Below are 26,098 nucleotides of genomic sequence, written 5' to 3'. Positions count from 1 at the left end.
CCCACAGACCGGTTGGTTCGTACTATGAAAAGGGGAAGTCCTGATGGCCGCCATGAAACCCAGAACCGGCGACGGTCCAATGGAAGTGACCAAGGAAGGGCGGAGCCTGATCTTGCGACTGCCACTTGAAGGCGGCGGGCGACTCGTGGTGGAAATGAACGCCGACGAGGCCAGCAGCCTCAAGGAATGCCTGGTCGGAGTAACCGAGTAGCCCACGGCTGCACACATACTTACCGGGACACCGATTTACCAAGCGGGGCGGCACCAGCCGCCCCGCTTGGCGTTTAAGTCGTGTATTGCGTGTGAGTCCGCACAGATGTGCTGGCCCTGCTAGCGCTTGACCGCCAACAGCAGGCCGTCGCCGGTGGGCAGCATGGCCGAGACCAGGGCCTCGTTGTCGCGGATCAGCTTGCCCACGCGGCGCAGGGTCACGGTTCCGGGCTCGCGGATGGCCGGGTTGGAAACCCTGTCCTTGTCCATGGCGTCATTGATGATCAGCAACCCCCCGGACTTCAGCAGCCGGATGCCCTGTTCCACGTACTCGGGGAAGCTGGGCTTGTCCGCGTCGATGAACACCAGGTCGTAGGCGGAATCGGTCAGGCGGGGCAGCACGTCCTGGCCGCGGCCGGAGATGGTGCGGGTGCGGTTGGCGGGGGAGCCGGACTCGATGAACGCCTCACGGGCGGCCCTGAGGTGGTCCACGTCCGGATCAATGGTGGTCAGCACGGCCTTGGGGCCCAATCCGCGCAGCAGGGCCACGCCGGATACGCCGGCACCCGTGCCAACCTCGACGGCGGTCAGGGCCTTCGAGGAGGCGGCCAATACAGTCAGGGCGGCGGCGACGCCGGTGCTGACGGGGAACAAGCCCAGCTCGTGTGAGCGTTCGCGGGCGCGACGCAAGACGTCATCTTCCACGGGCAGGCCCTCTGCGTAGGACCAGCTGGTGGACTTGTCGGCGCTCATGGGTGGTGTTTCCTATACTCTCGCGGTGGGTCCCTCTAGCCTACTGCCTGCGCCGTGGGCTGAATTTCTCACTTCTTCAGCTAAATGTCAGCTTTGTTTGGCACACTATGGGGACTTGGGAACCATTTCCCGGGCAGGTTCTTCGAGGATTCAGTGCAGCCGCAAGCCGTACGAAAAGAGGTGCAGCCATGAGTTCAGCCACCAGCTCCACAGCCGTGCCTGCGTTGAAAACCGCCGTTCCAGCCGAGCCGATCGAGCCGGCCTGGACCCCGCCCACCTGGGATGAAGTGGTGGAGAACCACTCAACGAAGGTCTTCCGGCTCGCCTACCGCCTCACGGGCAACAGGTTCGACGCCGAGGACCTCACCCAAGAGGTGTTTGTCCGCGCGTTCAAATCCCTGGCCAACTTCAAGCCGGGCACCCTGGACGGCTGGCTGCACCGCATCACCACCAACTTGTTCCTGGACCAGGCCCGCCGCAAGCAGCGGATCCGTTTTGACGCCCTGGCCGAGGACGCCGAGTCGCGGCTGGCCGGTGCCGATCCCGGACCGGAACGCACCTTTGAGTTCAACAACCTCGACGTGGACATCGCCGCCGCCCTGGAGGCGTTGCCGCCGGACTTCCGTGCCGCCGTCGTGCTGTGCGACATGGAGGGGCTCTCCTACGACGAGGTTGCCCACGTCCTGAACATCAAACTTGGCACCGTCCGCTCCCGCATCCACCGCGGCCGGGCGATGTTGCGCGAATCGTTGGCGGACCGGGCACCGGGACGCAGCAAGGATGTGCGCACGCCCAAGAAGCCGCTGCTGTCGCTGCCGAGAATCGTCGGGATGCACTAGGCGCAACGCTGTTCCACCGTCATGTAAGAGCAAGCCAACGACCAAAAAAGATCATTACCCCCGCGGAATCGTTGCTTTGAGTGTTGAGAGGGTAATCTTCCTAACGTGTTTGGTATCAATACCCCCGAGCTGGTCCTGATTGTCATTGTGGCACTCCTGGTGATCGGCCCCAAGCGGCTTCCGGGCTACGTGGACAAGCTGAAGAACCTCATCCGCGAAGTACGCCGGATGGCTTCCGGCGCGCGCGAAACCATCAAGGATGAAGCCGGCCTCGATATCGATGACATCGACTGGAAGAAGCTGGACCCGCGCCAGTACGATCCCCGCCGGATCATCCGCGAGGCCCTGCTGGACGACGACGACGTCGACGCGCTCAACTCCCTCAAGACGGCACCTGCCGCAGCCATCGCCTCCATGCTCGGCAAGGACGACGACAAGGCCATCGAGTCGGTGCCGGCCGAAACGCCCGTCGAGCGCCTGGCCGTGGGGCAGCTGGCCCCGTTCGACCTCGAAGCAACCTAAGCACCGCGCTCCACAAAATCGATTGCGCAGATAAGGCGACTCCCAAGCGTTGGGAGTCGCCTTATCTGCGCAATCGGTCTTTTCGGAGGCTGTCTGCGGCTAGCGTGGGGTGACGCCAAGGCTCATGCCGGCAAGGCCGCGAGGGCGGACCGCCAATTTATCGGCAATCCCCAGCAGCGCCGCCGCGGCCGGCGACTCGGGATTGGCCAGCACGATCGGTGCGCCAATGTCCCCGCCCTCGCGCAGGGCCACGTCCAGCGGAATCTGGCCCATTAGTTCAACGGTGGCGTTGACGGTTTGGCTGAGCCGCTTGGCGAGGATTTCGCCGCCGCCGGAGCCAAACAAGTCCATGGTGGTGCCGTCCGGCAACGTCAAGAACGACATGTTCTCGATGACGCCGGCCACCTTCTGGCCAGTCTGCACGGCGATGGCGCCTGCCCGCTCGGCGACATCGGCGGCGGCCGCCTGCGGGGTGGTCACCACCAGGATCTCGGCCTTGGGCAGCAGCTGGGCCACCGAGATGGCCACGTCCCCGGTGCCCGGCGGCAGGTCCAGGAACAGGGCGTCAAGGTCGCCAAAGTACACATCGGTCAGGAACTGTTCCAGCGCCCGGTGCAGCATGGGCCCGCGCCAGGCGACCGGCTGGTTGCCGGTGACGAACATGCCGATCGAGATGACCTTCACGTCGTGGGCCACGGGCGGCAGGATCATCTCATCGACCCGGGTAGGCGTCTGGGTGATGCCCATGAGCGCCGGCACGGAGAAGCCGTAAATGTCGGCGTCCACAATGCCCACGCGCAGCCCCTTGGCGGCCATGGCGCAGGCCAGGTTGACGGTGACGGACGATTTGCCCACGCCGCCCTTGCCGCTGGCCACCGCGTAGACCCGGGTCAGCGACGATTCCTCGTTGAACGGGATACCGCGCACGGCCCCGGCGCCTTGGAGCTGGTCCTTGAGCGCCGCGCGCTGCTCCGCCGTCATGACGGACAGCTCAACGTCCACGCCCGTCACGCCGGCCACGGCCATGAGGGCCGCCGTGGCGTCCCGGGTGATGGTCTCCCGCAGGGGGCAACCGGCCACCGTGAGCAGGACGACGGCGCGTACCCGGCCGCCGTCGTCGGCCGCCACGGACTCGACCATGCCCAGCTCGGTGATGGGCCGGCGCAGCTCGGGGTCGATGACGGTGGCAAGGGCGGCCTGCAGCGAGGCGGCAGTGGGGGCGTTCATGGGGAGGTGCCTTAGGAGTTGTTGGTGCGTTTTGCCGAGACCGTCTTCATGGTGCTCGTGGCCGGGGATCGCGGGGAACGGGAGTCTCTGACCGGTTCACCGTCCTCGGAGATGGCCAGGAGCTCCTCGAGCAGGCTGCGCAGTTCCGAGCGGACGAAGTCGCGGGTGGCCACCTCGCGCAGCGAAATGCGCAGCGCCGCGACCTCACGGGTGAGGTACTCGGTGTCGGCAAGGTTGCGTTCATTGCGGGAACGGTCCTGCTCGATCTGGACGCGGTCGCGGTCGTCCTGGCGGTTCTGGGCCAACAGGATCAGGGGCGCCGCGTAGGACGCCTGGGTGGAGAAGAAGAGGTTGAGAAGGATGAACGGATAGGGGTCCCATTTGAGCCCGAACAGCCCCACCACGTTCAGGGCGATCCAGACGACCACAAAAATGGTCATGTACAGCAGAAAGTTCGCCGTGCCCATGTAGCGGGCAAAGCGTTCGGCGAAGCGGCCGAACAGATCGGGGTCGCCGGCCAGGTTGGGCAGGAGCCGGGACTTCAGCTCCATGGGCGTATCGAGGCCGCCGCCCTTGGCATGGTGCCGTTCAGCCAATGCGTCCTCCTAATTTCCTGATGGGTGCGCCGTCATCGTGGGTGCGCCAGTCTTCGGGCAGCAGGTGGTCAAGCAGGTCATCCACCGTCACGGCCCCCACCAGGCGGCCTTCTCGGTTCACCACGGGCAGGGCGTTGAGGTTGTAGGAGGCCATCATGTGGCTGACCACGCTGATGTCCTCCTGGTCGGAGACCGGCTCCAGGTTCTTGTCCACCAGCGTGCCCAACTGTTCGGGCGGGGCGCTGCGGAGCAGTTGCTGGATGTGGACCACGCCCAGGAAACGGCCCGTGGGCGTTTCCAGCGGCGGGCGGCAAATAAAGATCGCGGATGCCAGGGCGGGGGAGAGGTCCTCGCTGCGCACGTGGGCCAGCGCCTCGGCCACGGTGGCTTCCGGCGGCAGGATCACCGGCACCGGCGTCATGAGCGCACCGGCCGTGCCTTCCTCGTATTGGAGCAGGCGCCGGACATCCTTGGCCTCGTCGGGCTCCATGAGCAAGAGCAGTTCCTCGGCCTTGGCCTGGGGAAGGTCGGCGAGGAGGTCGGCGGCGTCGTCGGGGTCCATCTCCTCCAGGACGTCGGCGGCGCGTTCGTTGTCCAGGGCGGACAGCAGGCTGACCTGGTCCTCCTCGGGGAGCTCGGACATGATGTCGGCCAGGCGTTCATCCTGCAGTTCGCCGGCAACCTCCACCCGGCGTTTGTCGCTCATCTCCTGCAGGGCGTCGGCGAAGTCGGCCGGTTTCAGGTCCTCGTGGGTGGCCACGAAGTGCAGGGCGCCCTGCGGTTCGGCCGCGTCCCTGGGATGGGCGTCCGCCCAGTCGATGAGCAGCGTGTGGCCGCGGCGCAGGCCCCGCAGCCGCGAGGTGGAGGTGCCGCGGCGCACAAAGAGTTTCGTGACAAGCCAGTCGCCGTTGCGTTGCTGGTCCATGGCGATGTCCTCGATCACGGCGTCGCCGCTGCCATCCACCAGGGTGACCCTGCGGTCAAAGATGCCCGCCACCACCAGCTGCTCGGCGCCACGCTGCTCAAAGCGGCGTAGGTTGACCAGGCCGGTGCAGATGATCTGCGACTGGTCCATGGACGTCAGCCGGGTCATCGGCACGAACACGCGTTTCTTGCCGGGAACCTCGACGACGATACCGACGGCGTGGGGTGCCGCGTTGGGGGCCCCGCGTCCGAGGACCACAACGTCCCGCAATTTGCCCAGACGGTCGCCCAGGGGGTCGAAGACGTCAAGGCCCAGGAGTCGCGCAACAAAGATGCGCGTAGGTTGTGTGCTCACCCTTACAATCTACTTCCCCGGACGGACATTGGCGTAACCCCCGGCTCCCGGCTATTTCACTACCAGCGATACTCCAGCCAATGTGCAGGAAGATGGTGAACAATGGAGATATGGCTAACATCTTTGGACGTACCCGACCCTTTGATGAGGCACGTGTTGTCCCGACAGGGGAAACCATTGGCTCCTACACGTCTTACCTCGACGCGCAAAAAGCCGTTGACTACCTGGCTGACGAGAAATTCCCGGTCCAGCACGTCTCCATCGTGGGCAATGACCTGAAAATGGTCGAGCGGGTCACGGGCAAGCTCAGCTACCCCCGGGTGGCGTTCTCCGGCGCCATGACGGGCGCCTGGTTTGGTTTGTTCATCGGCGTCCTGCTGTCCTTCTTCGACGGCACCTCCGGCACCGCCGGCGGACCCTATGTGAACGTCTTCACCGCCATCTTGTTGGGTGCCGCGTTCTGGATGCTGTTCGCGATCATCGGCTATGCCGCCCAGCGCGGCAAGCGCGACTTTACCTCCACCAACCAGGTGCTGGCCTCCAACTACGACGTCATCGTCACCCCCGACGTCGCCATGGACGCCCGCCGCATCCTGGCCCAGCTGCCCATGAACTCCACGGCCCCGCGCCAGCACCAGTCGCCGTACCAGGGGCCGGGCCCGCACCAGGGTCCGTATCAGGGACAAGGGCAGGGCCCGTACCAGGGCCAGGGTTACCAGCCGCCGGCCGCACCCACCCAGGCCCCGCCGGCACGCCCCGAGGGGTGGCACGATCCCTATGGGGCCCCGCAGCAGCCCGCACCGCAGGAAGTCCCCACAGGACAGGCCCCCGACGACCACACCCGTCCCGGCCAGGCACCGCTGAACGGGCCGCGCCGCGGCCAGTTCCCCGACCTGCCCGACGGCCGCCCGCAGTACGGCATCCGGGTGGACACCCCGCCCGCCCCTCCTGTTACACCGGCCGAGCCGGAAGACAAGCCCGCGGAGAACTAAGACTCCCCACCGGCCCGCATTCGTTCTACGAGTGCGGGTCGGCGCTGTTTAAGGAATCGATCCCGAGGATCGGGGAGCGCAGAGGGTTATTGACTTTCCATTGCGGAAAGTGATTGACTTTCCACTATGGAAAACGAATCGATGCGTGATGCCCGCGAAGCCCTTGCCGCCGTTGGAAGCGCTCGCTCCGCCGCGGCGGACCGCCTCGTCACCCCGTGGTGGTACCACCCTGTGCTCGGCCTGCTCGTGGCCGGATTCGTGCTCGTCTATGCGTTGGGAAACCTGGTCGTCATCGTCGCCGGGATCGTCGTCTACTTCGTCGGGTTGGGAATGCTGATGGCCGCCTACAAGAACAAAACCGGCATCTGGGTTTCTGGATTCCGCGCCGGGGCAGCCACTCCGCTGGCCCTCGTGCTGGTGGGCCTTTATCTGGCGTGCATGATTATCGCGATCCTGTTGGCCAGATTGGCATCCCTTGATTGGGTGGCCTGGGTTGCGGCGCCCGTGCTGTTTATTGCCACCGTCGTCGTGGGGCGGCGCTTCGATGCGGCCCTGCGCGCCCAGTTGCGGGAACAGCCGTGACGGAGGGACTCAATGAGGTCATCCACGCCCCCAACAGACTGCGGATCTGCGCCTACCTAAGCACCATAGACCAGGCGGAGTTCGCAGCCATCCGGGACATGCTCGGCGCCGCCGACTCAGTGACCAGCAAGCAGCTGAAGGTGCTCGAGGACGCCGGCTACGTGAAGCTCTCCAAGCCGACGGGCCGGGGGCGGGTCAAGACCTGGGCGGAGCTGACCCCGGATGGCAGGGCCGCTTATCGGGCCCACGTGGCCGCGCTCAAGGCGCTGATCGAAGGCTGACCCGACCCGCGTCGTCGGGCTTAAACAACTGTGTTGCACTTATTCGACGAAAATCACCGAAATTCGGGGAAATCCGTCCAACAAGTGCAACACAGTCGGAGGGGGCTAGGAGCTCAGGCGCGCCATCCAGGCTTCGACGTCGTCCGGGGTGCGGGGGAGTGCCGCGCTCAGGTTGACGGGGCCCTCGGCCGTGATGAGGATGTCGTCCTCGATGCGCACGCCGTTGCCGCGGAACTCGGCCGGGATGGCCAGGTCCTCCTCCTTGAAGTACAGGCCGGGCTCGATGGTGAACACCATGCCCTCGGTGATGACGCCGTCCAGGTACAGCTCGGCGCGGGCCTGGGCGCAGTCGTGCACGTCCAGGCCAAGATGGTGGCTGGTGCCGTGCGGCATCCAGCGGCGGTGCTGCTGGCCGTCCACGGACAGGGCCACCTCGGCGGAGACGGGCAGCATGCCCCACTCCTGAAGGTGCGCGGCCAGGACCTCCATGGCGGCCACGTGGACGTCACGGAACTTCCGCCCCGGCACGGCGACGGCGAACGCGGCGTCGGCGGCGTCCAGGACGGCCTGGTAGATCTTGCGCTGCACGGCGGAGTACGTGCCGTTGACCGGGATGGTGCGGGTGATGTCGGCCGTGTACAGGGATTCGGCCTCGACGCCGGCGTCCACCAGCAGCAGCTGTCCCTCGTTCACGGTTCCGGTGTTGCGGTTCCAGTGCAGGATCGTGGCATTGTTGCCGGCAGCGGCAATGGTGTCGTAGCCGAGCTCGTTGCCTTCCTCGCGGGCGCGGGCAAAGAAGGCGCCCTCGACGACGCGCTCGCCACGGTGGTGGGCGACGGCGCGCGGCAGGGACTTGATGATCTCCTCGAAGCCGGCGGCGGTGGCGGCCACGGCAACCTTCATCTGCTCGATCTCCCAGGCGTCCTTGATCAGGCGCAGCTCGGAGAGGGCCTCGGCCAGCTTCTCGTCCTTGGCATCCAGGGCGCCAAAGTCCATGTTGTCCGGGTCCTGGGCCGTGTTGTAGCGGGCCGTGTCGACCAGGGCGTCAATGTTCTCATCGACCTTGCGGACCAGGCGGATGGAAATGCCGCCCACGGAAGGCTCGCCCACGTTCTTGGTGATGGCCACCTCGAGCTCGGCCAGGTCCGCCGTGTCCAGGCCCAACAGGGCCGCGAACTCGGCCAGGGACGGGCGCCGGCCAATCCAGAACTCGCCGCTGCGGGAGTCGGCATAGAACGCCTTCGTGTCCCGGCCGGCCATGGGGCGGAAGTACAGGCTGGCGTGGTGGTGGCCGCCGTCGTCGCCCGCACCGTCGTCGGTCGGGTCAAGGATCAGCACGGCGTCGGGCTCGTGGTCAACGCCCAGGCCGGTCAGGTGCGCGAACGCAGAGTGCGGGCGGAAGCGGTAGTCGCAGTCGTTGGAGCGGACCTTCAACGGGCCGGCGGGGATCACGAGGCGTTCGCCCTTGAACTGCTCGGAGATGGCACGACGGCGGCGCGCGGCGTGGTCCGCCACGTCGGCACGGGCGGGAAGTTCTGCGGTGGACGGGGCCCAATTGGCGGCCATGAAGGCGCGGAACGCATCCGAATCGGGGCGGTGTGAACGGTTGTTCACGCGCTCCTCGAGCGGCTGCTGGGTCGACGGGTCTGGGTGCACGGAGGATTGCTCAGTCTGGTTCACCCCTTAAGTCTCTCACCGCGGGTACGGAGCCACAAAGGACGCACGCCACGTCTGGCGGACAACGGACGTAGTCTTGGGGAGTGAGGATCGATCTGCATACGCACTCCAACGTCTCCGACGGCACGCAACCCCCCGCTGAGTTGATGGCTGCGGCGGCCGCTGCGGGACTGGATGTGGTGGCGTTGACCGACCACGATTCCACCGACGGCTGGGCCGACGCCCGGACGGCGGCCCGCGCCCTGGGCATTGGCCTGCTGCCCGGCATGGAGGTGTCCTGCAAGACGTCGCAGGGGATCAGCGTGCACCTGCTGTCCTATCTGCACGACCCCGACCATCCCGGCCTGCTCGAGGAGATCAACAAGGCCAAGGACGCACGCCGGACCCGGGCCGAACGGATGGTCGAGCGCCTGGCCGAGGACTACCCGCTGAACTGGGACGACGTCAGCGCGCATCTGGCGCCGGGCGCGACGGTGGGACGGCCGCACATTGCCGATGCCCTCGTGGCAGCGGGCATCGTGGCCGACCGTAACGAGGCCTTCGCCAATATCCTGACCTCGCATTCACGGTATTTTGTCAGCCACTACGCCGCCGACCCCGTCCTGGCCGTGGAGTTGGTCCGGGAGGCCGGGGGAGTGCCGGTATTTGCCCACCCCGTAGCTTCGGCGAGGGGCAGGGTGGTGTCGGACCAGACTTTCCATGACATGATCGACGCCGGCCTGCTGGGCGTGGAGATCGACCACCGGGACAACCCGCCCGAGGGCCGGGCACAGCTGCGACGCCTGGCCGCACGGAGGGGCCTGATCATCACGGGGTCCTCCGACTACCACGGCGCCGGCAAGCCGAACCTGCTGGGCGAGAACCTCACCTCGCCGGAGATGCTGGAGCGGATTCTGGACGCCGCGACGGGATCGGCGCCGTACCTGCCGTAGCTGCGGTTCCCTGATTTCCAGGTCCCGCCCTCAACTGGAATCGGTGGTGCAGCTCCTGCGGGTTCGCGGCGCCTCACGATTTCGGTGGTGCAGCAGATGCGGGCCGACGGCGCCGGAGGTCGCAGGAGCTGCACCGCCGGTACGGGGTAGCAGTCGCAACCCGCAGGAGCTGCACCATGGATGGCGGAACGCGGGCCTTGGCGCTGATTTGCCGCTTGCGCGGAGCCGGACTCGTCGTACAGTGAAGGCACGCCAGCACTTGGAACACGGAGGAGCACTAGCCATGGAAGCGGCACGGTCAAACGGCGCTCGAAGCTACTTCGCGCACCCGGTGCATGGCCCGCTTCCCGCGCTCCTGCTCCTACTGACCCTGGGTACGGGCCTCATTGACGCGATCAGCATCCTTGGCCTCGGCCGGGTCTTCGTGGCCAACATGACCGGAAACGTCGTATTTATCGGCTTCGCGCTGGCCGGCGCACCCGGCTACAGCTTGTCGGGTTCGCTCGTGGCGCTCGCCGGATTCCTCCTGGGAGCAGCGGCCGGCGGCATTGTCATCTCACGGTTCTGCGGACACCGCGGCAAGCTCCTCCGCAACGCGCTCGTGGTGGAGTTCGTGCTGTTCCTGGCGGCGCTCGTGATCAGCCTGAGCGCCGGGCCGCAGCTCACGATCGCCGGGCAATTGGCGATCGTGGCCGTTGGTGCGATCGCCCTTGGAGTTCAGAACGCCGTGGTTCGCCACCTTGGTGTCCCAGACATGACGACGACGGTGCTCACCATGACGCTCACCGGTATCGGCTCGGATCTGCGCAAGCGGGATCTCGCCACTGCGACACGGCGCCTCATCGCGGTGCTCGCAATGTTGGCGGGAGCCGTAACCGGCGCGATCCTGGTCCTGCACTATGGTGTCAGCACCGGAATCGTGGCCGTGGCGATACTGCTTGCGATGGCGCTGATCGGCTCGGTTTGGGCAGCGCGCGGAACACCCGGGTGGGCCACCGGCGCCACTGGTCAGCGCCCCGGCTAGGGCGCCGGGTTTTCGACCACCGTGGCCACATGCCCCAAACGGGCAGCCATGACCTCGATGGCCTGTGGGTTCTGGTCGACGCACACAAAGTGGCGGCCCAGCTTCGCGGCCACGGCGCCCAGGGTGCCGGAGCCGGCGAAGAAGTCCAGCACCCAGTCGCCCTCGCGGGATGACGCGGCGACGGCGCGGCGCAGCAACCCTTCCGGTTTTTGCGTGGGGTAGCCGGTCTTTTCCTTGCCCGTGGGCGAGACGATCGTGTGCCACCAAACATCCGTGGGCAGCTTCCCGAGCTCACGCTTTTCGGGGGTGACAAGCCCCGGGGCCATGTAGGGCTCCCGGTCCACCTCGGCATTGTCGAAGTGGTACTTGGCCGGATTCTTCACGTACACCAGGATGTTGTCGTGCTTGGTGGGCCACCGGTTCTTGGCCCGCGCACCATAGTCGTACGCCCAGATGATCTCGTTCAGGAAACACTCTCGGCCAAAGATCGCATCCAGCATGACCTTGGCGTAGTGCACCTCCCGGTAGTCCAGGTGCAGGTACAAGGTGCCGTCGTCGGCCAGCAGCCGCCACGCCTCAAGCAGCCGCGGCTCCAGGAACGACCAGTAGTCGGTGAACGCGTCGTCGTAGCTGTGCAGCGCACCCTTGATGGTGTCGTAGCTGCGCCCGCCAAAGCCGGTGCGGTCGCCGTCGCCGTCGGTGTTGCGCACCATGGTGGTTTGCCGACGACTCTGCACCCGCCCCGTGTTAAAGGGCGGGTCCACGTAAATCATCGTGAAGGAGCCGTCGGGCAGGGTGGGCAGGAACTCCGAGTTGTCCGCGTGGACTACCAGGTTCGGCCCGTCAGCGTCCGGCTGCCATGCAGTCGTCATCGAAACCTTTTACTACTCGCCGGTGCCGGCTTCCGGCTGGCCCACTACCTCGCCATTGCGGCGGCGCGTGCGGCTGCGGTTCCGGCGGGGACGTGCGGCGCCTTCCGCGGTCTCCGAGGTGCCTTCGCTTGCCGCCGGGGCCTCGGAAGAGGAGGCAGCGGAGGAGGGACGACGGCGGCTGCGGCCACCCTCGGTACGCTCGCCGTCGCGCTTCTCACCGGTGCGGGCGCCGCTGTTGCGCTCGCCCCGGCCACCACGGCCGCCGTCGCGCGAGCCCGACTTGGGTGAGTTGCGCTTACCGGTCTCGCCCAGGTCCTCCAGGACCTCCGCGTCGATGCCGGCGTGGGTGCGCTTGCTGCGCGGCAGGCGGCCCTTGGTGCCCTCGGGGATGTCAAGGTCCGTGTAGAGGTGCGGGGAGGAGGAGTACGTCTCGATCGGCTCCGGGACGCTGAGCCCCAGGGCCTTGTTGATCAGACCCCAGCGCGGCATGTCGTCCCAGTCGACGAACGTGACGGCCGTGCCCTTGTTGCCGGCGCGGCCCGTACGGCCCACGCGGTGCAGGTAAATCTTTTCGTCCTCTACGCACTGGTAGTTGATGACGTGGGTGACGTCGTCGACGTCGATGCCGCGGGCGGCCACATCGGTGGCGACCAGCACGTCGACCTTGTTGTTGCGGAAGGCGCGCAGTGCCTGTTCGCGGGCGCCCTGGCCCAGGTCGCCATGGATGGCGGCGGCTGCGAAGCCGCGGTCCACGAGTTCCTCGGCCACCTTCGCGGCGGTGCGCTTGGTCTTGGTGAAGATGATGGTGCGGCCGCGACCCTTGGCCTGCAGGATGCGGGCAACGACCTCGGTCTTGTCCAGGTTGTGGGCGCGGTAGATCAGCTGGCGGATGTCGCGCTTGGTCAGGCCCTCATCGTCCGGATCGGCCGCACGGATGTGGGTGGGCTGCGTCATGTAACGGCGGGCCATGGCAACAACCGGGCCGGGCATCGTGGCGGAGAACAGCAGGGTCTGGCGGACGGCGGGGGTCCCGGCGATGAGCGTCTCGACGTCGGGCAGGAAGCCCAGGTCGAGCATTTCGTCGGCCTCGTCCAGGATCACCATGCGCACGTGCTTGACGTTCAGGTGGCGCTGCTTGAGCAGGTCGATCAGGCGGCCCGGGGTGCCCACAATGAGCTCTACACCCTTTTGCAGGGCGTCGATCTGGGGCTCGTAGGCGCGGCCGCCGTAGATGGTGGCGATGCGGATGCCGCGGTGCTTGGAGGCGGTGGTGAGGTCGCTGGCGACCTGGACGGCCAGTTCGCGGGTGGGCACGATGACCATGGCCTGGGGCGCGCCGGGGGCGGCCATCGACTCAAAAGCCTCGTCCTTGGGGCTGATGATCCGGTTCAGGGCCGGGATGCCGAAGCCGAGCGTCTTGCCGGTACCGGTCTTGGCCTGGCCGATGATGTCGTGCCCGGTCAGGGCAATCGGCAGCGTCATGGCCTGGATGGGGAAGGGGTGGGTGATGCCGGCCTCGGTCAGCGAGGACACGATCTCGTGGTGCACGCCAAAGCTGGCGAACGTCTCTTTTTCCTCGTGGCGGGCCGCTTCGGTGCTGCTGATGCTGCCGTCAATTTCAACTTTTTCGTTGCTGTCTTCTGCCTGCAGAAGTGAATCTGTCTCAATGCTCAAGTGCTTACCGCTCAATTCGTCTATACAGGTGCCGTTTTTCACGGGCTCAACGCCGGCAGCTATTTGCCTGACGGAGCCGGAGCGCGGCACAACCTTGGGGAAGCCGATCGCGGGCTAACAAAAACGTGCCCTCCCGCCGCCGTGATGGTTGGCAGCTACAGGGAGGAACATAAAAGACGCGCGTAGGGGCGGGTTTATTGAACTTAAAATCATGTTTCAACGACCGGGCATCCATGTCTACACCCCCAGTCTAGCCGTACCACCCCCAAAACCCGCCCGCATTCGTCCGCGCCGGGCCTATTGTGCCGGGGCGAATGCGATGGTCCGGGTGCCGATGTCGGCGGCGACCAGCTTCACCCGCACCACCGTGCCCGGTTCCAGGTCACCCTCGCAATAGGCGGTCACGGCCGGTTCGGTGATTTGGATGGAGCTGCGGGCGGCGCCGACCTTGGTGGTGTGCCCGTTCTTTTTGGGCCCGGCCAGGACGACGGCGTCGAATTCCGTGCCGACCCTGTGGCTCAGCAGCGCCGCTTCCACCGTGTCAATGGCGGCCCTGTCCACCCGGCTGGCGAGCTGGTTGGAGGCGTTCATGATCTCGGGCAGTTCGGTCAGGGCGTCGACCGCCCAGCCTGGTACGTCGTCGCCGGCGCAGAGCGCCGCACAGATGGCCAGCACGAACCTGTCCACGAGCCGGCGCAGCGGCGCCGTGGCGTGCGCATACGGGGCGGCGACGGCTGCCTGGAGCACGTCGTCCGGCACTGTGCCGTTAAAGGGGGTGTACCCGGCGCCGCGGAACAGCGTGGTGGCCGCGTGCATGAGGGCCAGCTGCTTGGGATCGGTGGTGTCCAGGGTGCGCAGGTAGGCGCCGTAGGCGACGTCGGCGTCCCACGGTTTGCCCAATGCCACGGTTTGGAGCCGGTACGCGGCGATCGCACCGTCGTCCGGGGCCGGCATGGTGCGCAGGATCCCCACCTTGCCCTCAATCATGACCTGGGCGGCGGCCATGCCCGTGAGCAGCGAAATCTGCGCGTTCCAGTCCTCGATGGGCAGGCCCGGCCGGAACTCGAGGACGTAATGGCCGTTGACGAATTCCACTTCCTGCTGGGGCACGTTGAGGCTGGCGCCGCCGCGGGAGCGTTCAAGCTCGATGCGCTTGCCCCCGATCTCAGCCAACAGCCCCAACGTGCCGGCATAAGCGGGCGGGGCGGTGCCGGCGTCGAGCATCTTCTGGGCTTGCTCGTAACCAAGCTTGGCGACGCTTTGCACCGTGGCCCGGCGGACCCTTGCCGAGGTTTGGGTGCCGTCCTGTGCCAAATGGATTTCCCAGACAAAGGCGGAGCGGGGATCGTTGGCGAACAGGCTGGCCGCACCCTCGCTCAGCGGCGTCGGGTGCAACGGAATCCGGTTGCCCGGCGTGTAGATGGTCTGGCCGCGGCGCCGTGTCTCGCCGTCCAGGGGCCCGCCGGCGGGGACAAAGGAGGGGACGTCGGCGATGGCGTAGTGCACCACGTAGCCGTCGCCCTCGCGTTCCAGGAACATGGCCTGGTCCAGGTCCTGCGAGGTGGGCGGGTCGATCGTGATGAACGGCAGCGCCGTCAGGTCCGGTGCGGGGAGCTGGTGGCCGGCAATGACGTGGTCCACCTCGGCCAGCACCAGCGGATCGAACTCGCCCGGAAGCTTGAACTCATGGCTTAGTGCGGCGAGGGCCTGGGCCAGTTTCTGCTGCGCGGCGCTGCTTCGAACGCCAATGTGGGAGTACGGCACGGTTTCAGCGTAAACGATTCGCCGCCGGGAGCAAGAGGGGGCACGGCACGGACTACGCTGGAGCGTATGAGTATTCCGCCGTCCGACGCGTTTGATTCCATAACCGCAGGGGAACTAAGCGCCCGCTATGACAAGTTCGTCACTGATTTGCTCGGCGGCATCGCCTATGGGGAACTGTCCGCCTTTGAACGGCTCTCCTCCGATGCCCGGTACTCGCCAACCCTCAACGACAGGGCCGTGCTGGGCAGGATGGCCGTGACGGAGTTTGGCCACTTCGAGGCGGTGTGTGCCCGGTTGCTGGAGATGGGCATGGACCCGGAACTGGCCATGCTGCCGTTCCAGCGCATGGTGGACGCCTTCCACGAGCGCACCCGGCCCGCCGATTGGCATGAGTCCCTCATGAAGGCCTATGTGGTCGATGCCATCACCGAGGACTTTTACGCGGCCATTGCCGAACACCTGGATGCCGACACCCGTGGCGTCATTGCCGCCGTGCGCACCAGCGAGGAGCAGACGGCCCTGCTTGCGGATCGGTTGAAGACGATGCTGGCCGAGGATCCGCGGCTCTCGTCCAGGCTGGCATTGTGGGGGCGGCGGCTGGTGGGCGAGGCCCTGACCCAGGCCCAGCGCATCGGCGCCAAGCACAGCTTCCTGGTGGGCCTGACCCCCGACGGCACCCAGAAGGACGCCGAGACCGAGGTGGCCGCGATCCTGACCTCCCTCACCCGCGGCCATTCGCGGCGGATGAGCAAGCTGGGGCTGACCGCCTAGATCCGGGTGGACTTTTGTGGGCCTTACCGCGCTCCGGCGGCGGCCAGGATCCGGCTGATGGTGGCCTCCGCGGATTCCCCGGCCGTGATGCGTTGTTCGGCAATCCCCTCCAGCGGGTCCCAGCCGTGGTACCAGCCGCGCATCTCCTTTTCGCCAAAGTCGGCGAGCTTGTGCGGCCGGGTGGCGTGGCGGCGCAACGTCTCCTCCAGGGTGAGGTCGTAGGCGTAGAACAGGCTCGGACCGCTGTGGCCGTCGCGCAGCGCTCGCAGGGTGCGGCTGTATTTGCTGGCGTTGAACATGCCGTCCATGATCACGGTGCGTCCCCGGCCCAGGATCAGCGCGGCGGCCGTTTCGATCAGGTCCACGCTGAGTGCGGAGTAGTTACCCGTCTCGCCCAAAATGCGGCGGCGGAAATAATCCTGTTCAATCCAGGCGGCGCCAAGGTCGCGCTGTAGGGCCTGGGCCACGGTGCTTTTGCCGGAGCCGGAATTGCCGCGCAGCACAATCAAGGTGGCCATGGATCCATCAAAGCACAACCGACGCGGTGCTATGCTTGGGCATCGAATATTTGTACTAGGGGGTGGCATGGTGTTTGGCATGGATTTGGCGGCGCCCGTTGCCCCGAATACCGATCCGCGCGGGTTTCCGTCGCCGGCTCGTGACTACTTCCACGGCGGTATCGATCTCAACAGGCACCTGATTCGCGATCGCACCAGCACCTTTGTCATGCGGGTCGCTGGGGATTCCATGGCGGCGGCGGGGATTGCCGACGGTGACGAGATCATCGTGGACAGGTCGCTGACGCCCAAGGACGGTTCCGTGGTGGTGGCCGTGGTGGAGGGCGAGCTGTTGATCCGCCGCCTGGTGATGAACGACGGCGTTGCCGCCCTGGTCACGGACCGCACCGACGCGTCGTCCCCGGCTCCTTCGGCGGGAATCCTGTCCGCGGAGATGACCGTCTGGGGAGTTGTCACCCGGTGCCTGCACCACGTCTAAGACGCTAATTGGCAAGGAATTAGGGGACCAATGGAGACGGCTGAACGATTTACCTTGACTCCCGTCAGCTATGTGATCTTCCGGCGTGGGGACGCAGTCCTGCTCCAACTGCGCCAGGGAACGGGGCACATGGACGGCCATTGGGCCACGGCCGCCGCCGGCCACGTTGAGGCCCATGAATCTGTTGCCGAGGCAGCCCGCCGCGAGGCTCGGGAGGAAATCGGCGTGGTCATTGCCGCCAAAGACCTGCTTGCGATCACCACGATGCATCGGCCCGCGGAGGGACGCGTCGATTTCTTCTTCAGCTGTGAGTCCTGGTCCGACGAGCCGAGGATCATGGAACCCGACAAATCGGCGGGCTTGGCGTGGTTTGACCTTGACGACCTTCCCGGGGCGCTTGTTCCGCACGAACGGTACGTCCTGGAAAATCTGCGAGCCGGTCTGCCGCCCATCGTCACCTTTGGGGTGCCAAGCTCCCCCTGAGGGAAGAGCGCCACAACCAGCGGGCAATGCCGAGCAGGAATGAAGAAGCACCGCGGCACGGTGCGGGCATAGCCTGTTCCTGGAAGGCGGCCACCAGCACCGCGAACATCAAAGGGAGAACGAAAATGCCAACCACGAACGCAAGCTCCGAATCCACCGGCTTCTCCCCGGCGGAGCACGCCGCAATAAAACAGCGCGCCGCCGAATTGCGCGCCGAAGGGAAACAGGGAGCCAAGAATGCCGACGGCCTGCAGGCAGTCCTCGACAGCATCGGAAAAATGACACCGGAAGATCGCCTGATCGCGGAGCGGGTGCACGTCGTAGCCACGGCGAATGCCCCGGAGCTCCTGCCGAAGACCTGGTACGGGATGCCGGCCTACGCGACCGCGGACGGCAAGGTCGTTTTCTGTTTCAAGAACGCGGGCAAATTCAACACCCGCTACTCAACCCTGGAATTCCAGGAAGCCGCACGCCTCGACGACGGCGAGATCTGGCCGGTGTCGTATGCGCTTCAAACGTGGAGCCCGGCAGTGGAGGCGAAGATTGCCGAACTCGTGAAGGCCTCGGTCTCCTAGCGGCTCTTTGCATCAATCTCGGCGCGCCGTGCCTCGACGATGCGGCGCAGGGCGGCGTCGGGCAGTTGATGTTCCGCGGAAAAGTGGATGCTGCCGGTGGTCGTTTCAAAGCCGGCCAGCACCTCGGAATTCGCTGCAATGACGGCGCCGCTATAGGGGTAGATCGACAGGAACTTCCTTGCCTGGACCGCGGCGACGAGCCCCTTGCCACGGTAGAGCAGGGCAGCCATGGCGTAGCTGGTGCCCTCTTCGGCCTCGGGCACGACTTCGCCGGCGATCGCGTAGATGCGTTCAAGTGCGGCGCGATCGGCGCCCTCGACTGTGCCCAGATATGTGCCAACGGTACCCATGCTGCGATCCTACGCCGGCACGGGCCGGACGCCCATCGGATCAATCCCGGAGCGGGGAACCGACCACCTCGAAGCGGAAGCCGCCGAATTCACCGGAGAGAAGCGGCCGTGCCGCCGCTATGGCGGCCTGGACCTCCGGTGCTGCTAGTGAGGATTGGTGGGCTTCGGCGCTTTCCCACAGCTCGATGACGAACACGGTGTCGGGTTGCTGATCGTTCACCCCCACCTCGTATGCAAGGCAGCCAAGCTGCCGCAGCTTCTCACTCCGGGCGGTCAGGTGTGCAACCAGCTCGTCGCGCCTGCCTGCAACGGCGCCGAGTGTCCCGGCATTCGCGAAAGTCATGGCTGCCACGCTATCCGGACCCGCCTGGACCTGGCAATGGGCCACGCTTTGGCCCGCACCTCCCGGACGGCATTCAGCAATCCGCATTGCTACGCTGAACGCCATGGCAACATTGTGGTGTAAAACCCTGGAAAGTTTTGAACGAGATCTGAAGTCGGCAGGCGATCACCGTGTCGAAACCATGCGCCAGTGGGCGAGTGACAAGGAAGATTCGGCGGAGCAAATACGATGAAGTCACTCAAAAATGGATGGCTGCAGACCGTGGATCTTCGGTCTTCGATCGATTTGATTCTTGCGGACGATCCTGACGGACTGTTCAATACGGCCAATGATCTTCAATTGGTGAGCAAGAATGAGCTCGTCGAAACCTTGTACTTGATGGCGATCGACCGCGGCGTCGTTGAGGCATCACTGAATCTTGGACTCTTTCTCAGGGGCCTCAACCGGGACGCCGACGCGATCCCGCATTTTCACAAGGCCCACGAACTCGGTGACCGGAATGGTGCCGTCGCGCTGGGGCAGTCGCTCTTCGAGACTGGCAGCTATGCCGACGCCGTACGCTGGCTCAAGACTGCCGGCGATAGCCCGCATGCACCCCTTTGGCTGGCGCGGGCCTACCGGGCCCTCGGGGATCCCGTATCCGCAACGCGGGCGCTACGGGACGGTTGCGCCTACAGCCCCGAAGCAGCGGTGGAACTTGCGATGACGACAAGCGAGCTTTCCACTGCCGCCGCCATCGAGTTGCTGGAACGCCACCTCGCCGAAGGCGAGGTGGCTGTGCTGATTCCGCTCGCAAACTTGTACTCCTTACAGGGAGACAGTGCCAAGGAGATCGAGCTGTTGCGGCGCAGCGTTGCCGCGGGCGAACTGTTCGCAATGCACAACCTGGGGGTGGCGCTTACGGAGATTGGGGAGTCCAAGGAAGGGTTCGAACTTCTTCGGAAAGCGGCGGCCGCAGGGGACAAGATGTCGCCCGGAACCCTTCGGCGGCTTCGCCGAAAGCGCCGTCGCCTGGATCCCCAGCGACGCCGTCGTCATTGATCCATCGCGGAACCAGCCGACGAATAACCATGGCCCAAAAAAGCGGCCGGTCCGGCACACGGGAAGTGTGCCGGACCGGCCGCCTCAAACAATGACGTGCCTGGCGTCAACTACGCCTGCGGGATGGCCGCAACCACGTCGATTTCCACCAGGAAGTCGCCGAGGAACGAGCCCACGGTGGTGCGGGCGGGGAACGGAGCCTGGACAAATTCCTCATAGACGGCGTTGAAGCCGTCGAAGTCGCGGCCGGGGTGGTGCAGGTGCACGGTGGCCTTGACCACGTGGGAGAAGTCCAGCCCGTGGGCCGCCAGGACCTCACCGAGGTTCGTCATGGCCTGGACGGTTTGCTCGCCGATCGTGGTGCCGACGGTCTCGTCCGTGACGGGGTGGTGCGGGGTTTGCCCTGCCGTGTAGAGGAAGCCGTTGGCGGCGATTGCCTGGGAATAGGGGCCGGCCGGGACGGGTGCCTTGTCGGTGGTGATTTGCGTGCGCAGCATGATGGGTGTTCCTTCTCTGGCTGCCGGCCGGAAGTGCCGGCAGCCGGTGTCAATGATGGGAAAGTGCTTAGAGGACCTTGGACAGGAACGCCTTGGTGCGCTCGTGCTGGGGGGCGTCCAGGACCTCGGAGGGCGGGCCGGTTTCGACCACGACGCCCAGGTCCATGAAGACCACCTGGTCGGCGACCTGCTTGGCGAAGGCCAGCTCGTGGGTGACGACCACCATGGTCATGCCGTCGGCGGCCAGGTCCTTCATGACCTCGAGCACTTCGCCAACGTTCTCCGGGTCAAGCGCGGACGTGGGCTCATCGAAGAGCATGAGCTTGGGCTTCATGGCCAGGGCCCGGGCAATGGCGATGCGCTGCTGCTGGCCGCCGGAGAGGTCCTGGGGGTAGGAGTGGCCGCGATCGCCCAGGCCCACCCGGTCCAACAGGACCTGGGCTTCGGCGATGACTTCCTTCTTGGGCCTGCCCAACACGTGGACGGGCGCCTCGATGACGTTTTCCATGACGGTCATGTGCGGGAAGAGGTTGAAACGCTGGAACACCATGCCGGCCGTCAGGCGGGACTTGGCGGTCTGGCTTTCCTTCTTCTCGTACAGCTTGCCGTTGCGTTCGGTGTAGCCCACCAGCTGCTCGTCCACATACAGCCGGCCGGAGTTGATCTTTTCCAGGTGGTTGATGCAGCGCAGGAACGTGGTCTTGCCGGAGCCGGACGGGCCGATCAGGCAGGTCACCGTGCCTTGTTCAATCTTCATGTCGATGCCCTTGAGGATTTCAATGGCACCGTAGTTTTTGCGGACCCCTTGGGCTTCCACCATCACCGTAGACATTATGCTTTCCTTCTCTTGGGCCGGAGCACTCGGCGGGTTGCGGTGTCAAAACCGCGTCCGTAGCGTCGCTCCAATTTGGTTTGGAAGAAGCTCAGGACGGTCGTCATGAGCAGGTACCAGAGGCTGGCCACGATGAGCAGCGGGATGGTCTGGTAGTTGTTGGAGTAGATGATCTGGGCCGAGTACAGCAGATCGGAGATGGCCAGGACGCTGACCAGGGACGTGCCCTTGAGCATCGAGATGACCTGGTTGCCGGTCGGCGGCAGCACCACGCGCATGGCTTGGGGCAGGACGACCCGGGTCATCAGCTTGGCGCGGTTCATGCCCAGGGCCCGTGCGGCGTCGTACTGGCCCTTGTCGACGGAGTTGATGCCGCTGCGGATGATCTCGGCCATGTATGCGGCCTCGTTCAGGGCCAGGCCCAGCAGTGCCGCCCCGAGCGGGGAGATCAGCACGTTGGCCGAACCGATCACCAGGGACGGGCCGCCGAACGGCAGTCCCAGCGCGATCACCGGGTAGAGGGCCGCGATGTTGTACCAAAAGATCAGCTGGACCAGCAGCGGGGTGCCGCGGAAGAACCAAATGTAGGCCCGGCTGAGGGTGTGCAGGATCGGGTTGGTCGAGAGGCGCATGATGGCCAGGACCGTGCCCAGGGAGATGCCGACGGTCATGGAGACCACCGTGAGCATCAGCGTCAGCGCCGCACCGGTGAGGATCTGCGGGGAGAACAGGAAGGAGACGACGACGTCCCAGTGGTAACGCTGGTTGGTTGCCACGTTCAGGGCGGCGCTGGCCGCCAGGATGACGATGACGACGGCGATGGCGTTCCGGACCGGGTGCCGAAGCGGCACGACCTGGACAGAATCACCGGATGCGGTCTCGGGAGCCTGCCTGGTGGAGACGGCTGTGGGTTGTTGCTGCATGGTGTTCACCTCCTATTGGGCGAAGTTGACGCGGGGATCGGTGATGGCGCTGCTTTCCAGGCCGTATTTCTTCAGCACTGCTTTGTATGAGTCGCTCTTGACGATGTCGACCATTGCGGCGGAGACGGACTTGATGAGCCCCGAGTCCTTCGGCATGCCGATCCCCACGGGCGTGAATTCATACTTCGAGGAGATCACGATGGTCGGGTTGGATTTGGCGGCGAAATCCATGATGGGGGAGTCGGCCAGCACGGCGTCGAGCCGGCCGCTGGTGAGTGCGGAGATGGCCTGGCGCGTGTCCTGGAACTCGCTGGTTGCCAGCTTCGGCTTGCCCTCTTTCGTGCAGTCCGCGTTGGCCTGCGGCACGTTCGCGGTGAGCTGGTAGGAGCCCGTCAGCAGGCCCACCTTCTTCCCGCAGAGGGCGTCCTGGTTGTTGATGCCCAGCGGGTTGCCCTTCGGAACAGCGATGGAGTTTCCCATCTGCAGGTAGTCCACGAAGTCCAGGACCTGCATGCGCTGGGTGGTCGGCGTCATGGAGGACACCGTCATGTCGTACCGGCCGGCCGCGATGCCGGGGATGATGGAGTCGAAGTTCGAGACCTTGATTTCGACCTTGACGCCCAACGCCTGACCCACGAGCCGGGCGATATCCGGGTTGGCCCCGGTCATTTCCTGCGTCCCCGGCTTGTAGAACTGGGTCGGCGGCTCATTCGTGGGAATGGCCACGATCAGGATCTTGGAGGCCTTGATGGACTCCGGCAGGTTCGCGGCGGCGTCCTTGTTGACGGCCATCGCGGGGACTGTTGGGCCGAGCTCGGCGATGCCGTTCGACGCCGTCGTCCCCCCGCAGGCGGTCACGGAGAGCAGGAGCGCCGCCGTCGCTGCGGCTGCGGGAATCCGGAAACGGGCCATGCCCTTCGCAGTTGAGTGCACCCGGGTCTTCATCAGGGGGTTCCCAGCTCTGCGAAGTCCAGCTCGGCCGCGGTGCTCCGGGCCGGGCGGGGGCGGGCGAAGGATTCGCTGTGGTGGCGGATCAGCTCGCGGCCGTCCTGGCGCAATTCTGCAATGGACGTGACGCCCAGCAGGGCCATGGTGCGGGTCATCTCCTGGGAGAACATCTTCAGGACGTGCGCCACGCCGGCTTCACCGGCGGCGGCGAGGCCGTACAGGTAGGGGCGGCCGATGGCGCAGGAATCGGCGCCCAGGGCCAGCGCCTTGATGACGTCGGAGCCGCGGCGGATGCCGCCGTCGACAATGATTTCCAAGCGGCCGGCCGCGGCCTCAACCATGTCCGGGAGGACATCCATGGGCGAGGCCATGTGGTCCAGTTGGCGGCCGCCGTGGTTGCTGACCTGGATGGCGTCGAAGCCCATGCTTGCCGCGATCGCGGCGTCCTTCGGGTTCACGCAGCCCTTCAGGATGATGGGGCCGTTCCAGCGGGTGCGGATTTCCTCGAGGTCGCTCCAGTCGGTGGGCTCGTAGGCGCCGGCCAGCAGGGTCCGCCACATGTCCGGGGTGCTGGTCATCGGGCCCTCGGGCACCTCGGCGTCGAGGTTGGGGAAGGCGATGGCGTCGTTGGCTAGGAAGCCCAATGCCCAGCGGGGGTGCAGCGCCCCCTCGACGACGGTCCGGGGCTTGATGGACGGCGGGGCCGTGAAGCCGTTGTGGTAGTCGCGTTCACGGTGCCCGATGTCGCGGCAGTCGATGTTGACGATCAGGGCCTCGTAGCCGGCGTTGGACACGCGGTCCAGGACCGCCTGCAGCATGGCCTTGTCGTTGGTGGGTTCGAGGTTGAACCAGCGGCGCAGGCCGGGCGTCGCCTCGGCGACGTGTTCCATGGGCGTGGTGCTCAGGTGGGCCAGGCCGTAGGGGACTCCGGCCGCCAGGGCGGCGCGGGCCGCGGCAATCTCGCCCTGCGGGTGGAACAGGCGGGTGCCGCCGGTGGGGGAGAGCATCAGCGGCATGGTGGACGGACCGCCCAGGATGGTGGTGGCCAGGCTCAGGTTTTCCACCGAACCCCACTTCGGCATAAAGGACCAGTCTCCGTAGGAGGCGATGTTGCGGCGCATGGACGCCTCGTCCTCGCCGCCGCCTTCGATGTAGTCGAAGATGCTCTTGGGGAGGCGCTTGGCCGCCATCTTCCGCATGTCTCCGACGCTGTAGCAACGCCGGTCCAGGCGTTCCGCGGCCGACCGGGCGGGTCCCTGGATCGAGGCCAGGGCCGTAATGTCCTTGAGCTTCATGGTGCATCCTTCGAAAGTTCTTGGTGGAGATTTTTTGTCACATCCGTCCTTCAATGGTGACGCAGATCTCACGGCGTCAATATGTGAGTTTTCACAAAAGAATTAAAATCTCTTGTGGTATCTTCCATTCATGGATCATGATGAACTTTCTGTCGCGGCATCCGGGCTCCATGCGGCCGTTGTGCGGCTCTCCGACTGCCTGCAGCTGATGCAGGCGGATCTGGTGCACGCCAATCCCACGCCCGAAAACCTGGCGCACCCCGTCTCCGACGTGCTCATGTACGACCCCCTGGACGCGTGGACCAGCCAGGATGACCGCATCATCCTGGCCGTGGGGCTCACCCACGGTTCGGTGGACTTTGACCAGCTCCTGCACCGGGCATCGAACAGCAATGCGGCCGCCGTCGTCGTCAAGGCGCACGGGGCATCCATGGAGGCACTGCGGTCCGCCGCCGTCCGGAACAGCCTCGCCGTCCTCGTTGCGCCCGATGCCGCGGATTGGACACGGCTGGTAGCACTGGCCCGGGCCTCCGTGGTGGGCGCGGCCGCGGATTCCATTTCCGGGGTGCGCCTGGGCGACCTCTACGCCTTCGCCAACGCCGCCGCGTCGATGACCAACGGCGCGGCCAGCATCGTGGACCCGCTGGGCCGGGTGCTGGGTTATTCGACCTTGCCTGGGCAGCCGATCGACGAATTGCGCCGGTTGACCACCTTGTCCCTGCAGGAGCTCACCCCGCCGGCCTTCGACGCCGACTTCAAGGCCGTGTACGCCGCTGCAGGTGCCATGATGGTCCCCGCGGAGGACGGCGGATTGGCCCGCCTGGGCCTCGCCGTGCGGGCCGGCGGGGAGCTTCTGGGATCCATTTGGATCATCGATCCGGGCGAGGACCGGCGGGACGCGGCGCTCGAGGCGCTCGGCAGGATGGCGCCCCTGGCCGGGCTCCACATGCTCCACGCCCGATCGGCTTCCGACTTTGGCGAACGCCGCAACGGTGACCTGATCCGGACCCTGATGGACGACCCCGCCCATGCGCAGTTTGCCGCGGCACAGCTGGGCCTGGATGCCGACCACGGGCTGGCCGTGGCGGCGTTTTCGATCGCGCGGCCGGAAACAGGCAGCCTGGATTCCGTGCGCGACATCCACCGGCTGCTGCACCTTGTGACCACCGTGTGCACCGTCCAGTTCAAGGTTGGCCACACGGCGCTTATTGGTTCGGTCGTCTATGCCCTCCTGCCCAGCGAGGGCGCCTCACCCCGGGCCGTGCACCGGCGGGTGATCCAGGAGATGGGTGCCTACGCGCACACCATCAGCTCGTTCCCGCTCATCGCCGCGGTGGGCGGGATCGCCGCGGGGGTCGACGGCCTGGCGGCGTCCCGGGCGGAAGCGTTGCAGACGCTGCACTACCTGCGGGGCGGACTAGCGGCATCGGCGGGGAACCGCGGCGCGGCGGCCCCGGCCATGGGCCTTTTTGAGGACTACCGGGTCCCCCTGGGCCTGTTGAAGGTGGGGGCGTTCATGGGCGAGAACGGCCTGGCCGGTGATGACGAAATCGCCAGGATCCGGGCCCGCGACGCCGAACAGCACACCGACTACCTGGACACCCTGCGCGCGTATTTGGCCACGAACGGCAACTACTCGGCCATGTCGGCCCTGCTGCACGTGCACAACAACACCGTGCGGTACCGGATCGCCCGATTGGTCAAGGATTTCAACCTTGGGCTCGACGACCCGCAAAACCGGCTCTGGCTGTGGCTGCGCATCACAACGATGGACCTCGCCGCGGAACCGGCGCGGTCGGCGGGGGCCCCGGACTGACCTT

30 protein-coding genes are annotated in these 26,098 nt (G+C 66.0%); 14 read left to right on the top strand and 16 right to left on the bottom strand.

Features of this window, described 5'->3' with window-relative positions; all coding sequences use genetic code 11:
- Window positions 1–43: 43 nt before the first annotated feature.
- Window positions 44–211 carry a DUF3117 domain-containing protein gene (locus AL755_RS22550; RefSeq protein WP_082369385.1) on the top strand — a complete coding sequence of 56 codons (168 nt, stop codon included), beginning with the start codon at window positions 44–46 and terminating at the stop codon, window positions 209–211.
- Window positions 212–330: 119 nt separating this feature from the next.
- On the opposite strand, the gene AL755_RS17235 is transcribed toward AL755_RS22550, so the two are convergent.
- Window positions 331–963: an O-methyltransferase gene (locus AL755_RS17235; RefSeq protein ID WP_054012051.1), complete on the bottom strand. Its 633-nt coding sequence runs from the start codon at window positions 961–963 to the stop codon at window positions 331–333.
- Between the two features lie 107 nt (window positions 964–1,070).
- Here AL755_RS17235 and sigE point away from each other — a divergent pair, with 107 nt between their 5' ends.
- Window positions 1,071–1,802 carry an RNA polymerase sigma factor SigE gene (gene sigE, locus AL755_RS17230; RefSeq protein ID WP_082369384.1) on the top strand — a complete coding sequence of 244 codons (732 nt, stop codon included), beginning with the start codon at window positions 1,071–1,073 and terminating at the stop codon, window positions 1,800–1,802.
- Between the two features lie 105 nt (window positions 1,803–1,907).
- Window positions 1,908–2,324: a twin-arginine translocase TatA/TatE family subunit gene (locus AL755_RS17225; RefSeq protein ID WP_054012049.1), complete on the top strand. Its 417-nt coding sequence runs from the start codon at window positions 1,908–1,910 to the stop codon at window positions 2,322–2,324.
- A gap of 99 nt (window positions 2,325–2,423) precedes the next feature.
- On the opposite strand, the gene AL755_RS17220 is transcribed toward AL755_RS17225, so the two are convergent.
- The 3 genes from AL755_RS17220 to AL755_RS17210 are packed head-to-tail and all read right to left on the bottom strand — an operon-like array spanning window position 2,424 to window position 5,426.
- On the bottom strand, window positions 2,424–3,551 hold the full coding sequence (locus AL755_RS17220) for an Mrp/NBP35 family ATP-binding protein (RefSeq protein ID WP_054012048.1): 1,128 nt from the start codon (window positions 3,549–3,551) through the stop codon (window positions 2,424–2,426).
- Between the two features lie 11 nt (window positions 3,552–3,562).
- Entirely contained in the window at window positions 3,563–4,147 is a 585-nt protein-coding gene (locus tag AL755_RS17215) for a DUF1003 domain-containing protein (protein WP_054012047.1), read from the bottom strand.
- Complete coding sequence (locus tag AL755_RS17210; RefSeq protein WP_054012046.1) at window positions 4,140–5,426, bottom strand: magnesium transporter MgtE N-terminal domain-containing protein; 1,287 nt, start codon at window positions 5,424–5,426, stop codon at window positions 4,140–4,142. The genes AL755_RS17215 and AL755_RS17210 overlap by 8 nt, the downstream gene beginning before the upstream one ends.
- A gap of 110 nt (window positions 5,427–5,536) precedes the next feature.
- Between AL755_RS17210 and AL755_RS17205 the strand changes: the two genes are divergently transcribed.
- The 3 genes from AL755_RS17205 (at window position 5,537) to AL755_RS17195 (ending at window position 7,281) form a co-directional block, all read left to right on the top strand.
- A complete protein-coding gene (locus AL755_RS17205) occupies window positions 5,537–6,418 on the top strand; it encodes a general stress protein (protein ID WP_054012045.1) in 882 nt (293 codons plus the stop codon).
- Between the two features lie 126 nt (window positions 6,419–6,544).
- Window positions 6,545–7,000, top strand: coding sequence for a hypothetical protein (locus tag AL755_RS17200; RefSeq protein ID WP_054012044.1), 456 nt, complete (start codon window positions 6,545–6,547; stop codon window positions 6,998–7,000).
- Window positions 6,997–7,281 carry a transcriptional regulator gene (locus AL755_RS17195; RefSeq protein WP_054012043.1) on the top strand — a complete coding sequence of 95 codons (285 nt, stop codon included), beginning with the start codon at window positions 6,997–6,999 and terminating at the stop codon, window positions 7,279–7,281. The genes AL755_RS17200 and AL755_RS17195 overlap by 4 nt, the downstream gene beginning before the upstream one ends.
- 105 nt (window positions 7,282–7,386) lie before the next feature.
- Here AL755_RS17195 and AL755_RS17190 read toward each other — a convergent pair whose 3' ends face one another.
- On the bottom strand, window positions 7,387–8,961 hold the full coding sequence (locus AL755_RS17190; protein ID WP_237762526.1) for an aminopeptidase P family protein: 1,575 nt from the start codon (window positions 8,959–8,961) through the stop codon (window positions 7,387–7,389).
- An 80-nt stretch (window positions 8,962–9,041) separates the two neighbouring features.
- Between AL755_RS17190 and AL755_RS17185 the strand changes: the two genes are divergently transcribed.
- Complete coding sequence (locus tag AL755_RS17185; protein ID WP_054012041.1) at window positions 9,042–9,890, top strand: PHP domain-containing protein; 849 nt, start codon at window positions 9,042–9,044, stop codon at window positions 9,888–9,890.
- Window positions 9,891–10,173: 283 nt separating this feature from the next.
- Complete coding sequence (locus tag AL755_RS17180; RefSeq protein WP_082369383.1) at window positions 10,174–10,914, top strand: YoaK family protein; 741 nt, start codon at window positions 10,174–10,176, stop codon at window positions 10,912–10,914.
- Here the strand turns inward: AL755_RS17180 and AL755_RS17175 are convergent.
- The 3 genes from AL755_RS17175 to AL755_RS17165 all read right to left on the bottom strand — a co-directional run bounded on the left by AL755_RS17175 (window position 10,911) and on the right by AL755_RS17165 (window position 15,224).
- Entirely contained in the window at window positions 10,911–11,786 is an 876-nt protein-coding gene (locus AL755_RS17175; protein ID WP_054012040.1) for a DNA-methyltransferase, read from the bottom strand. The two genes, AL755_RS17180 and AL755_RS17175, sit on opposite strands and share 4 nt — an antisense overlap.
- Before the next feature lie 12 nt (window positions 11,787–11,798).
- Window positions 11,799–13,403, bottom strand: a complete 1,605-nt coding sequence (locus tag AL755_RS17170) for a DEAD/DEAH box helicase (protein WP_237762737.1) — start codon at window positions 13,401–13,403, stop codon at window positions 11,799–11,801.
- 354 nt (window positions 13,404–13,757) lie between these two features.
- Window positions 13,758–15,224 carry an RNB domain-containing ribonuclease gene (locus tag AL755_RS17165; protein WP_054012038.1) on the bottom strand — a complete coding sequence of 489 codons (1,467 nt, stop codon included), beginning with the start codon at window positions 15,222–15,224 and terminating at the stop codon, window positions 13,758–13,760.
- A gap of 66 nt (window positions 15,225–15,290) precedes the next feature.
- Here AL755_RS17165 and AL755_RS17160 point away from each other — a divergent pair, with 66 nt between their 5' ends.
- Entirely contained in the window at window positions 15,291–15,995 is a 705-nt protein-coding gene (locus AL755_RS17160; protein WP_054012037.1) for a ferritin-like fold-containing protein, read from the top strand.
- Between the two features lie 23 nt (window positions 15,996–16,018).
- On the opposite strand, the gene AL755_RS17155 is transcribed toward AL755_RS17160, so the two are convergent.
- Window positions 16,019–16,513 (bottom strand): AAA family ATPase, encoded by a 495-nt coding sequence (locus AL755_RS17155; RefSeq protein WP_054012036.1) that lies wholly within the window; start codon window positions 16,511–16,513, stop codon window positions 16,019–16,021.
- A gap of 67 nt (window positions 16,514–16,580) precedes the next feature.
- Here AL755_RS17155 and AL755_RS17150 point away from each other — a divergent pair, with 67 nt between their 5' ends.
- The 3 genes from AL755_RS17150 to AL755_RS17140 all read left to right on the top strand — a co-directional run bounded on the left by AL755_RS17150 (window position 16,581) and on the right by AL755_RS17140 (window position 18,049).
- A complete protein-coding gene (locus AL755_RS17150; RefSeq protein WP_082369602.1) occupies window positions 16,581–16,991 on the top strand; it encodes a LexA family protein in 411 nt (136 codons plus the stop codon).
- 30 nt (window positions 16,992–17,021) lie between these two features.
- Entirely contained in the window at window positions 17,022–17,474 is a 453-nt protein-coding gene (locus tag AL755_RS17145; protein ID WP_054012035.1) for an NUDIX domain-containing protein, read from the top strand.
- Between the two features lie 125 nt (window positions 17,475–17,599).
- The gene (locus tag AL755_RS17140; protein ID WP_054012034.1) at window positions 17,600–18,049 is read left to right on the top strand and encodes an iron chaperone; all 450 of its coding nucleotides are present in this window, start codon (window positions 17,600–17,602) and stop codon (window positions 18,047–18,049) included.
- Here the strand turns inward: AL755_RS17140 and AL755_RS17135 are convergent.
- Together AL755_RS17135 and AL755_RS17130 are read right to left on the bottom strand one after the other, a co-directional pair.
- The gene (locus AL755_RS17135; RefSeq protein WP_054012033.1) at window positions 18,046–18,399 is read right to left on the bottom strand and encodes an iron chaperone; all 354 of its coding nucleotides are present in this window, start codon (window positions 18,397–18,399) and stop codon (window positions 18,046–18,048) included. The two genes, AL755_RS17140 and AL755_RS17135, sit on opposite strands and share 4 nt — an antisense overlap.
- Before the next feature lie 40 nt (window positions 18,400–18,439).
- Window positions 18,440–18,742: a putative quinol monooxygenase gene (locus tag AL755_RS17130; protein WP_054012032.1), complete on the bottom strand. Its 303-nt coding sequence runs from the start codon at window positions 18,740–18,742 to the stop codon at window positions 18,440–18,442.
- Between the two features lie 228 nt (window positions 18,743–18,970).
- On the opposite strand from AL755_RS17130, the gene AL755_RS17125 reads away from it, so the two are divergent.
- The gene (locus AL755_RS17125) at window positions 18,971–19,783 is read left to right on the top strand and encodes a tetratricopeptide repeat protein (RefSeq protein ID WP_054012031.1); all 813 of its coding nucleotides are present in this window, start codon (window positions 18,971–18,973) and stop codon (window positions 19,781–19,783) included.
- A 110-nt stretch (window positions 19,784–19,893) separates the two neighbouring features.
- On the opposite strand, the gene AL755_RS17120 is transcribed toward AL755_RS17125, so the two are convergent.
- The 5 genes from AL755_RS17120 to AL755_RS17100 form a co-directional block, all read right to left on the bottom strand.
- Window positions 19,894–20,280 (bottom strand): RidA family protein, encoded by a 387-nt coding sequence (locus AL755_RS17120; protein WP_054012030.1) that lies wholly within the window; start codon window positions 20,278–20,280, stop codon window positions 19,894–19,896.
- A gap of 67 nt (window positions 20,281–20,347) precedes the next feature.
- Window positions 20,348–21,112, bottom strand: a complete 765-nt coding sequence (locus tag AL755_RS17115) for an amino acid ABC transporter ATP-binding protein (protein ID WP_054012029.1) — start codon at window positions 21,110–21,112, stop codon at window positions 20,348–20,350.
- Entirely contained in the window at window positions 21,112–22,035 is a 924-nt protein-coding gene (locus AL755_RS17110; protein WP_054013154.1) for an amino acid ABC transporter permease, read from the bottom strand. Before AL755_RS17110 ends, AL755_RS17115 begins: the two co-directional genes overlap by 1 nt.
- A gap of 12 nt (window positions 22,036–22,047) precedes the next feature.
- Window positions 22,048–22,968, bottom strand: a complete 921-nt coding sequence (locus tag AL755_RS17105) for an ABC transporter substrate-binding protein (protein WP_237762525.1) — start codon at window positions 22,966–22,968, stop codon at window positions 22,048–22,050.
- A gap of 11 nt (window positions 22,969–22,979) precedes the next feature.
- Entirely contained in the window at window positions 22,980–24,278 is a 1,299-nt protein-coding gene (locus AL755_RS17100) for an alpha-hydroxy acid oxidase (RefSeq protein WP_192841628.1), read from the bottom strand.
- Window positions 24,279–24,408: 130 nt separating this feature from the next.
- Between AL755_RS17100 and AL755_RS17095 the strand changes: the two genes are divergently transcribed.
- Complete coding sequence (locus tag AL755_RS17095; protein ID WP_054012027.1) at window positions 24,409–26,094, top strand: PucR family transcriptional regulator; 1,686 nt, start codon at window positions 24,409–24,411, stop codon at window positions 26,092–26,094.
- The last annotated feature ends 4 nt before the right edge of the window (window positions 26,095–26,098 follow it).

This window comes from Arthrobacter sp. ERGS1:01 (genome assembly GCF_001281315.1).
In the GTDB taxonomy this organism is placed as follows: domain Bacteria; phylum Actinomycetota; class Actinomycetes; order Actinomycetales; family Micrococcaceae; genus Specibacter.
The sequence above is the reverse complement of the archived record's forward strand: the minus strand, read 5'-3'. Positions and strand labels throughout refer to the sequence as shown.

Bases quoted from the DNA above. Each gene is read 5' to 3' on its own strand.
- AL755_RS17220 (WP_054012048.1), bottom strand. From the start codon at position 3,551: ATGAACGCCCCCACTGCCGCCTCGCTGCAGGCCGCCCTTGCCACCGTC.
- AL755_RS17150 (WP_082369602.1), top strand. From the start codon at position 16,581: ATGGTGTTTGGCATGGATTTGGCGGCGCCCGTTGCCCCGAATACCGAT.
- AL755_RS17095 (WP_054012027.1), top strand. From the start codon at position 24,409: ATGGATCATGATGAACTTTCTGTCGCGGCATCCGGGCTCCATGCGGCC.
- AL755_RS17135 (WP_054012033.1), bottom strand. From the start codon at position 18,399: ATGGGTACCGTTGGCACATATCTGGGCACAGTCGAGGGCGCCGATCGC.
- AL755_RS17175 (WP_054012040.1), bottom strand. From the start codon at position 11,786: ATGACGACTGCATGGCAGCCGGACGCTGACGGGCCGAACCTGGTAGTC.
- AL755_RS17140 (WP_054012034.1), top strand. From the start codon at position 17,600: ATGCCAACCACGAACGCAAGCTCCGAATCCACCGGCTTCTCCCCGGCG.
- AL755_RS17145 (WP_054012035.1), top strand. From the start codon at position 17,022: ATGGAGACGGCTGAACGATTTACCTTGACTCCCGTCAGCTATGTGATC.
- AL755_RS17110 (WP_054013154.1), bottom strand. From the start codon at position 22,035: ATGCAGCAACAACCCACAGCCGTCTCCACCAGGCAGGCTCCCGAGACC.
- AL755_RS17205 (WP_054012045.1), top strand. From the start codon at position 5,537: ATGGCTAACATCTTTGGACGTACCCGACCCTTTGATGAGGCACGTGTT.
- AL755_RS17160 (WP_054012037.1), top strand. From the start codon at position 15,291: ATGAGTATTCCGCCGTCCGACGCGTTTGATTCCATAACCGCAGGGGAA.
- AL755_RS17235 (WP_054012051.1), bottom strand. From the start codon at position 963: ATGAGCGCCGACAAGTCCACCAGCTGGTCCTACGCAGAGGGCCTGCCC.
- AL755_RS17125 (WP_054012031.1), top strand. From the start codon at position 18,971: ATGAAGTCACTCAAAAATGGATGGCTGCAGACCGTGGATCTTCGGTCT.
- AL755_RS17120 (WP_054012030.1), bottom strand. From the start codon at position 20,280: ATGCTGCGCACGCAAATCACCACCGACAAGGCACCCGTCCCGGCCGGC.
- AL755_RS17130 (WP_054012032.1), bottom strand. From the start codon at position 18,742: ATGACTTTCGCGAATGCCGGGACACTCGGCGCCGTTGCAGGCAGGCGC.
- AL755_RS17155 (WP_054012036.1), bottom strand. From the start codon at position 16,513: ATGGCCACCTTGATTGTGCTGCGCGGCAATTCCGGCTCCGGCAAAAGC.
- AL755_RS17100 (WP_192841628.1), bottom strand. From the start codon at position 24,278: ATGAAGCTCAAGGACATTACGGCCCTGGCCTCGATCCAGGGACCCGCC.
- AL755_RS17200 (WP_054012044.1), top strand. From the start codon at position 6,545: ATGGAAAACGAATCGATGCGTGATGCCCGCGAAGCCCTTGCCGCCGTT.
- AL755_RS22550 (WP_082369385.1), top strand. From the start codon at position 44: ATGGCCGCCATGAAACCCAGAACCGGCGACGGTCCAATGGAAGTGACC.
- AL755_RS17115 (WP_054012029.1), bottom strand. From the start codon at position 21,112: ATGTCTACGGTGATGGTGGAAGCCCAAGGGGTCCGCAAAAACTACGGT.
- sigE (WP_082369384.1), top strand. From the start codon at position 1,071: ATGGGGACTTGGGAACCATTTCCCGGGCAGGTTCTTCGAGGATTCAGT.
- AL755_RS17180 (WP_082369383.1), top strand. From the start codon at position 10,174: ATGGAAGCGGCACGGTCAAACGGCGCTCGAAGCTACTTCGCGCACCCG.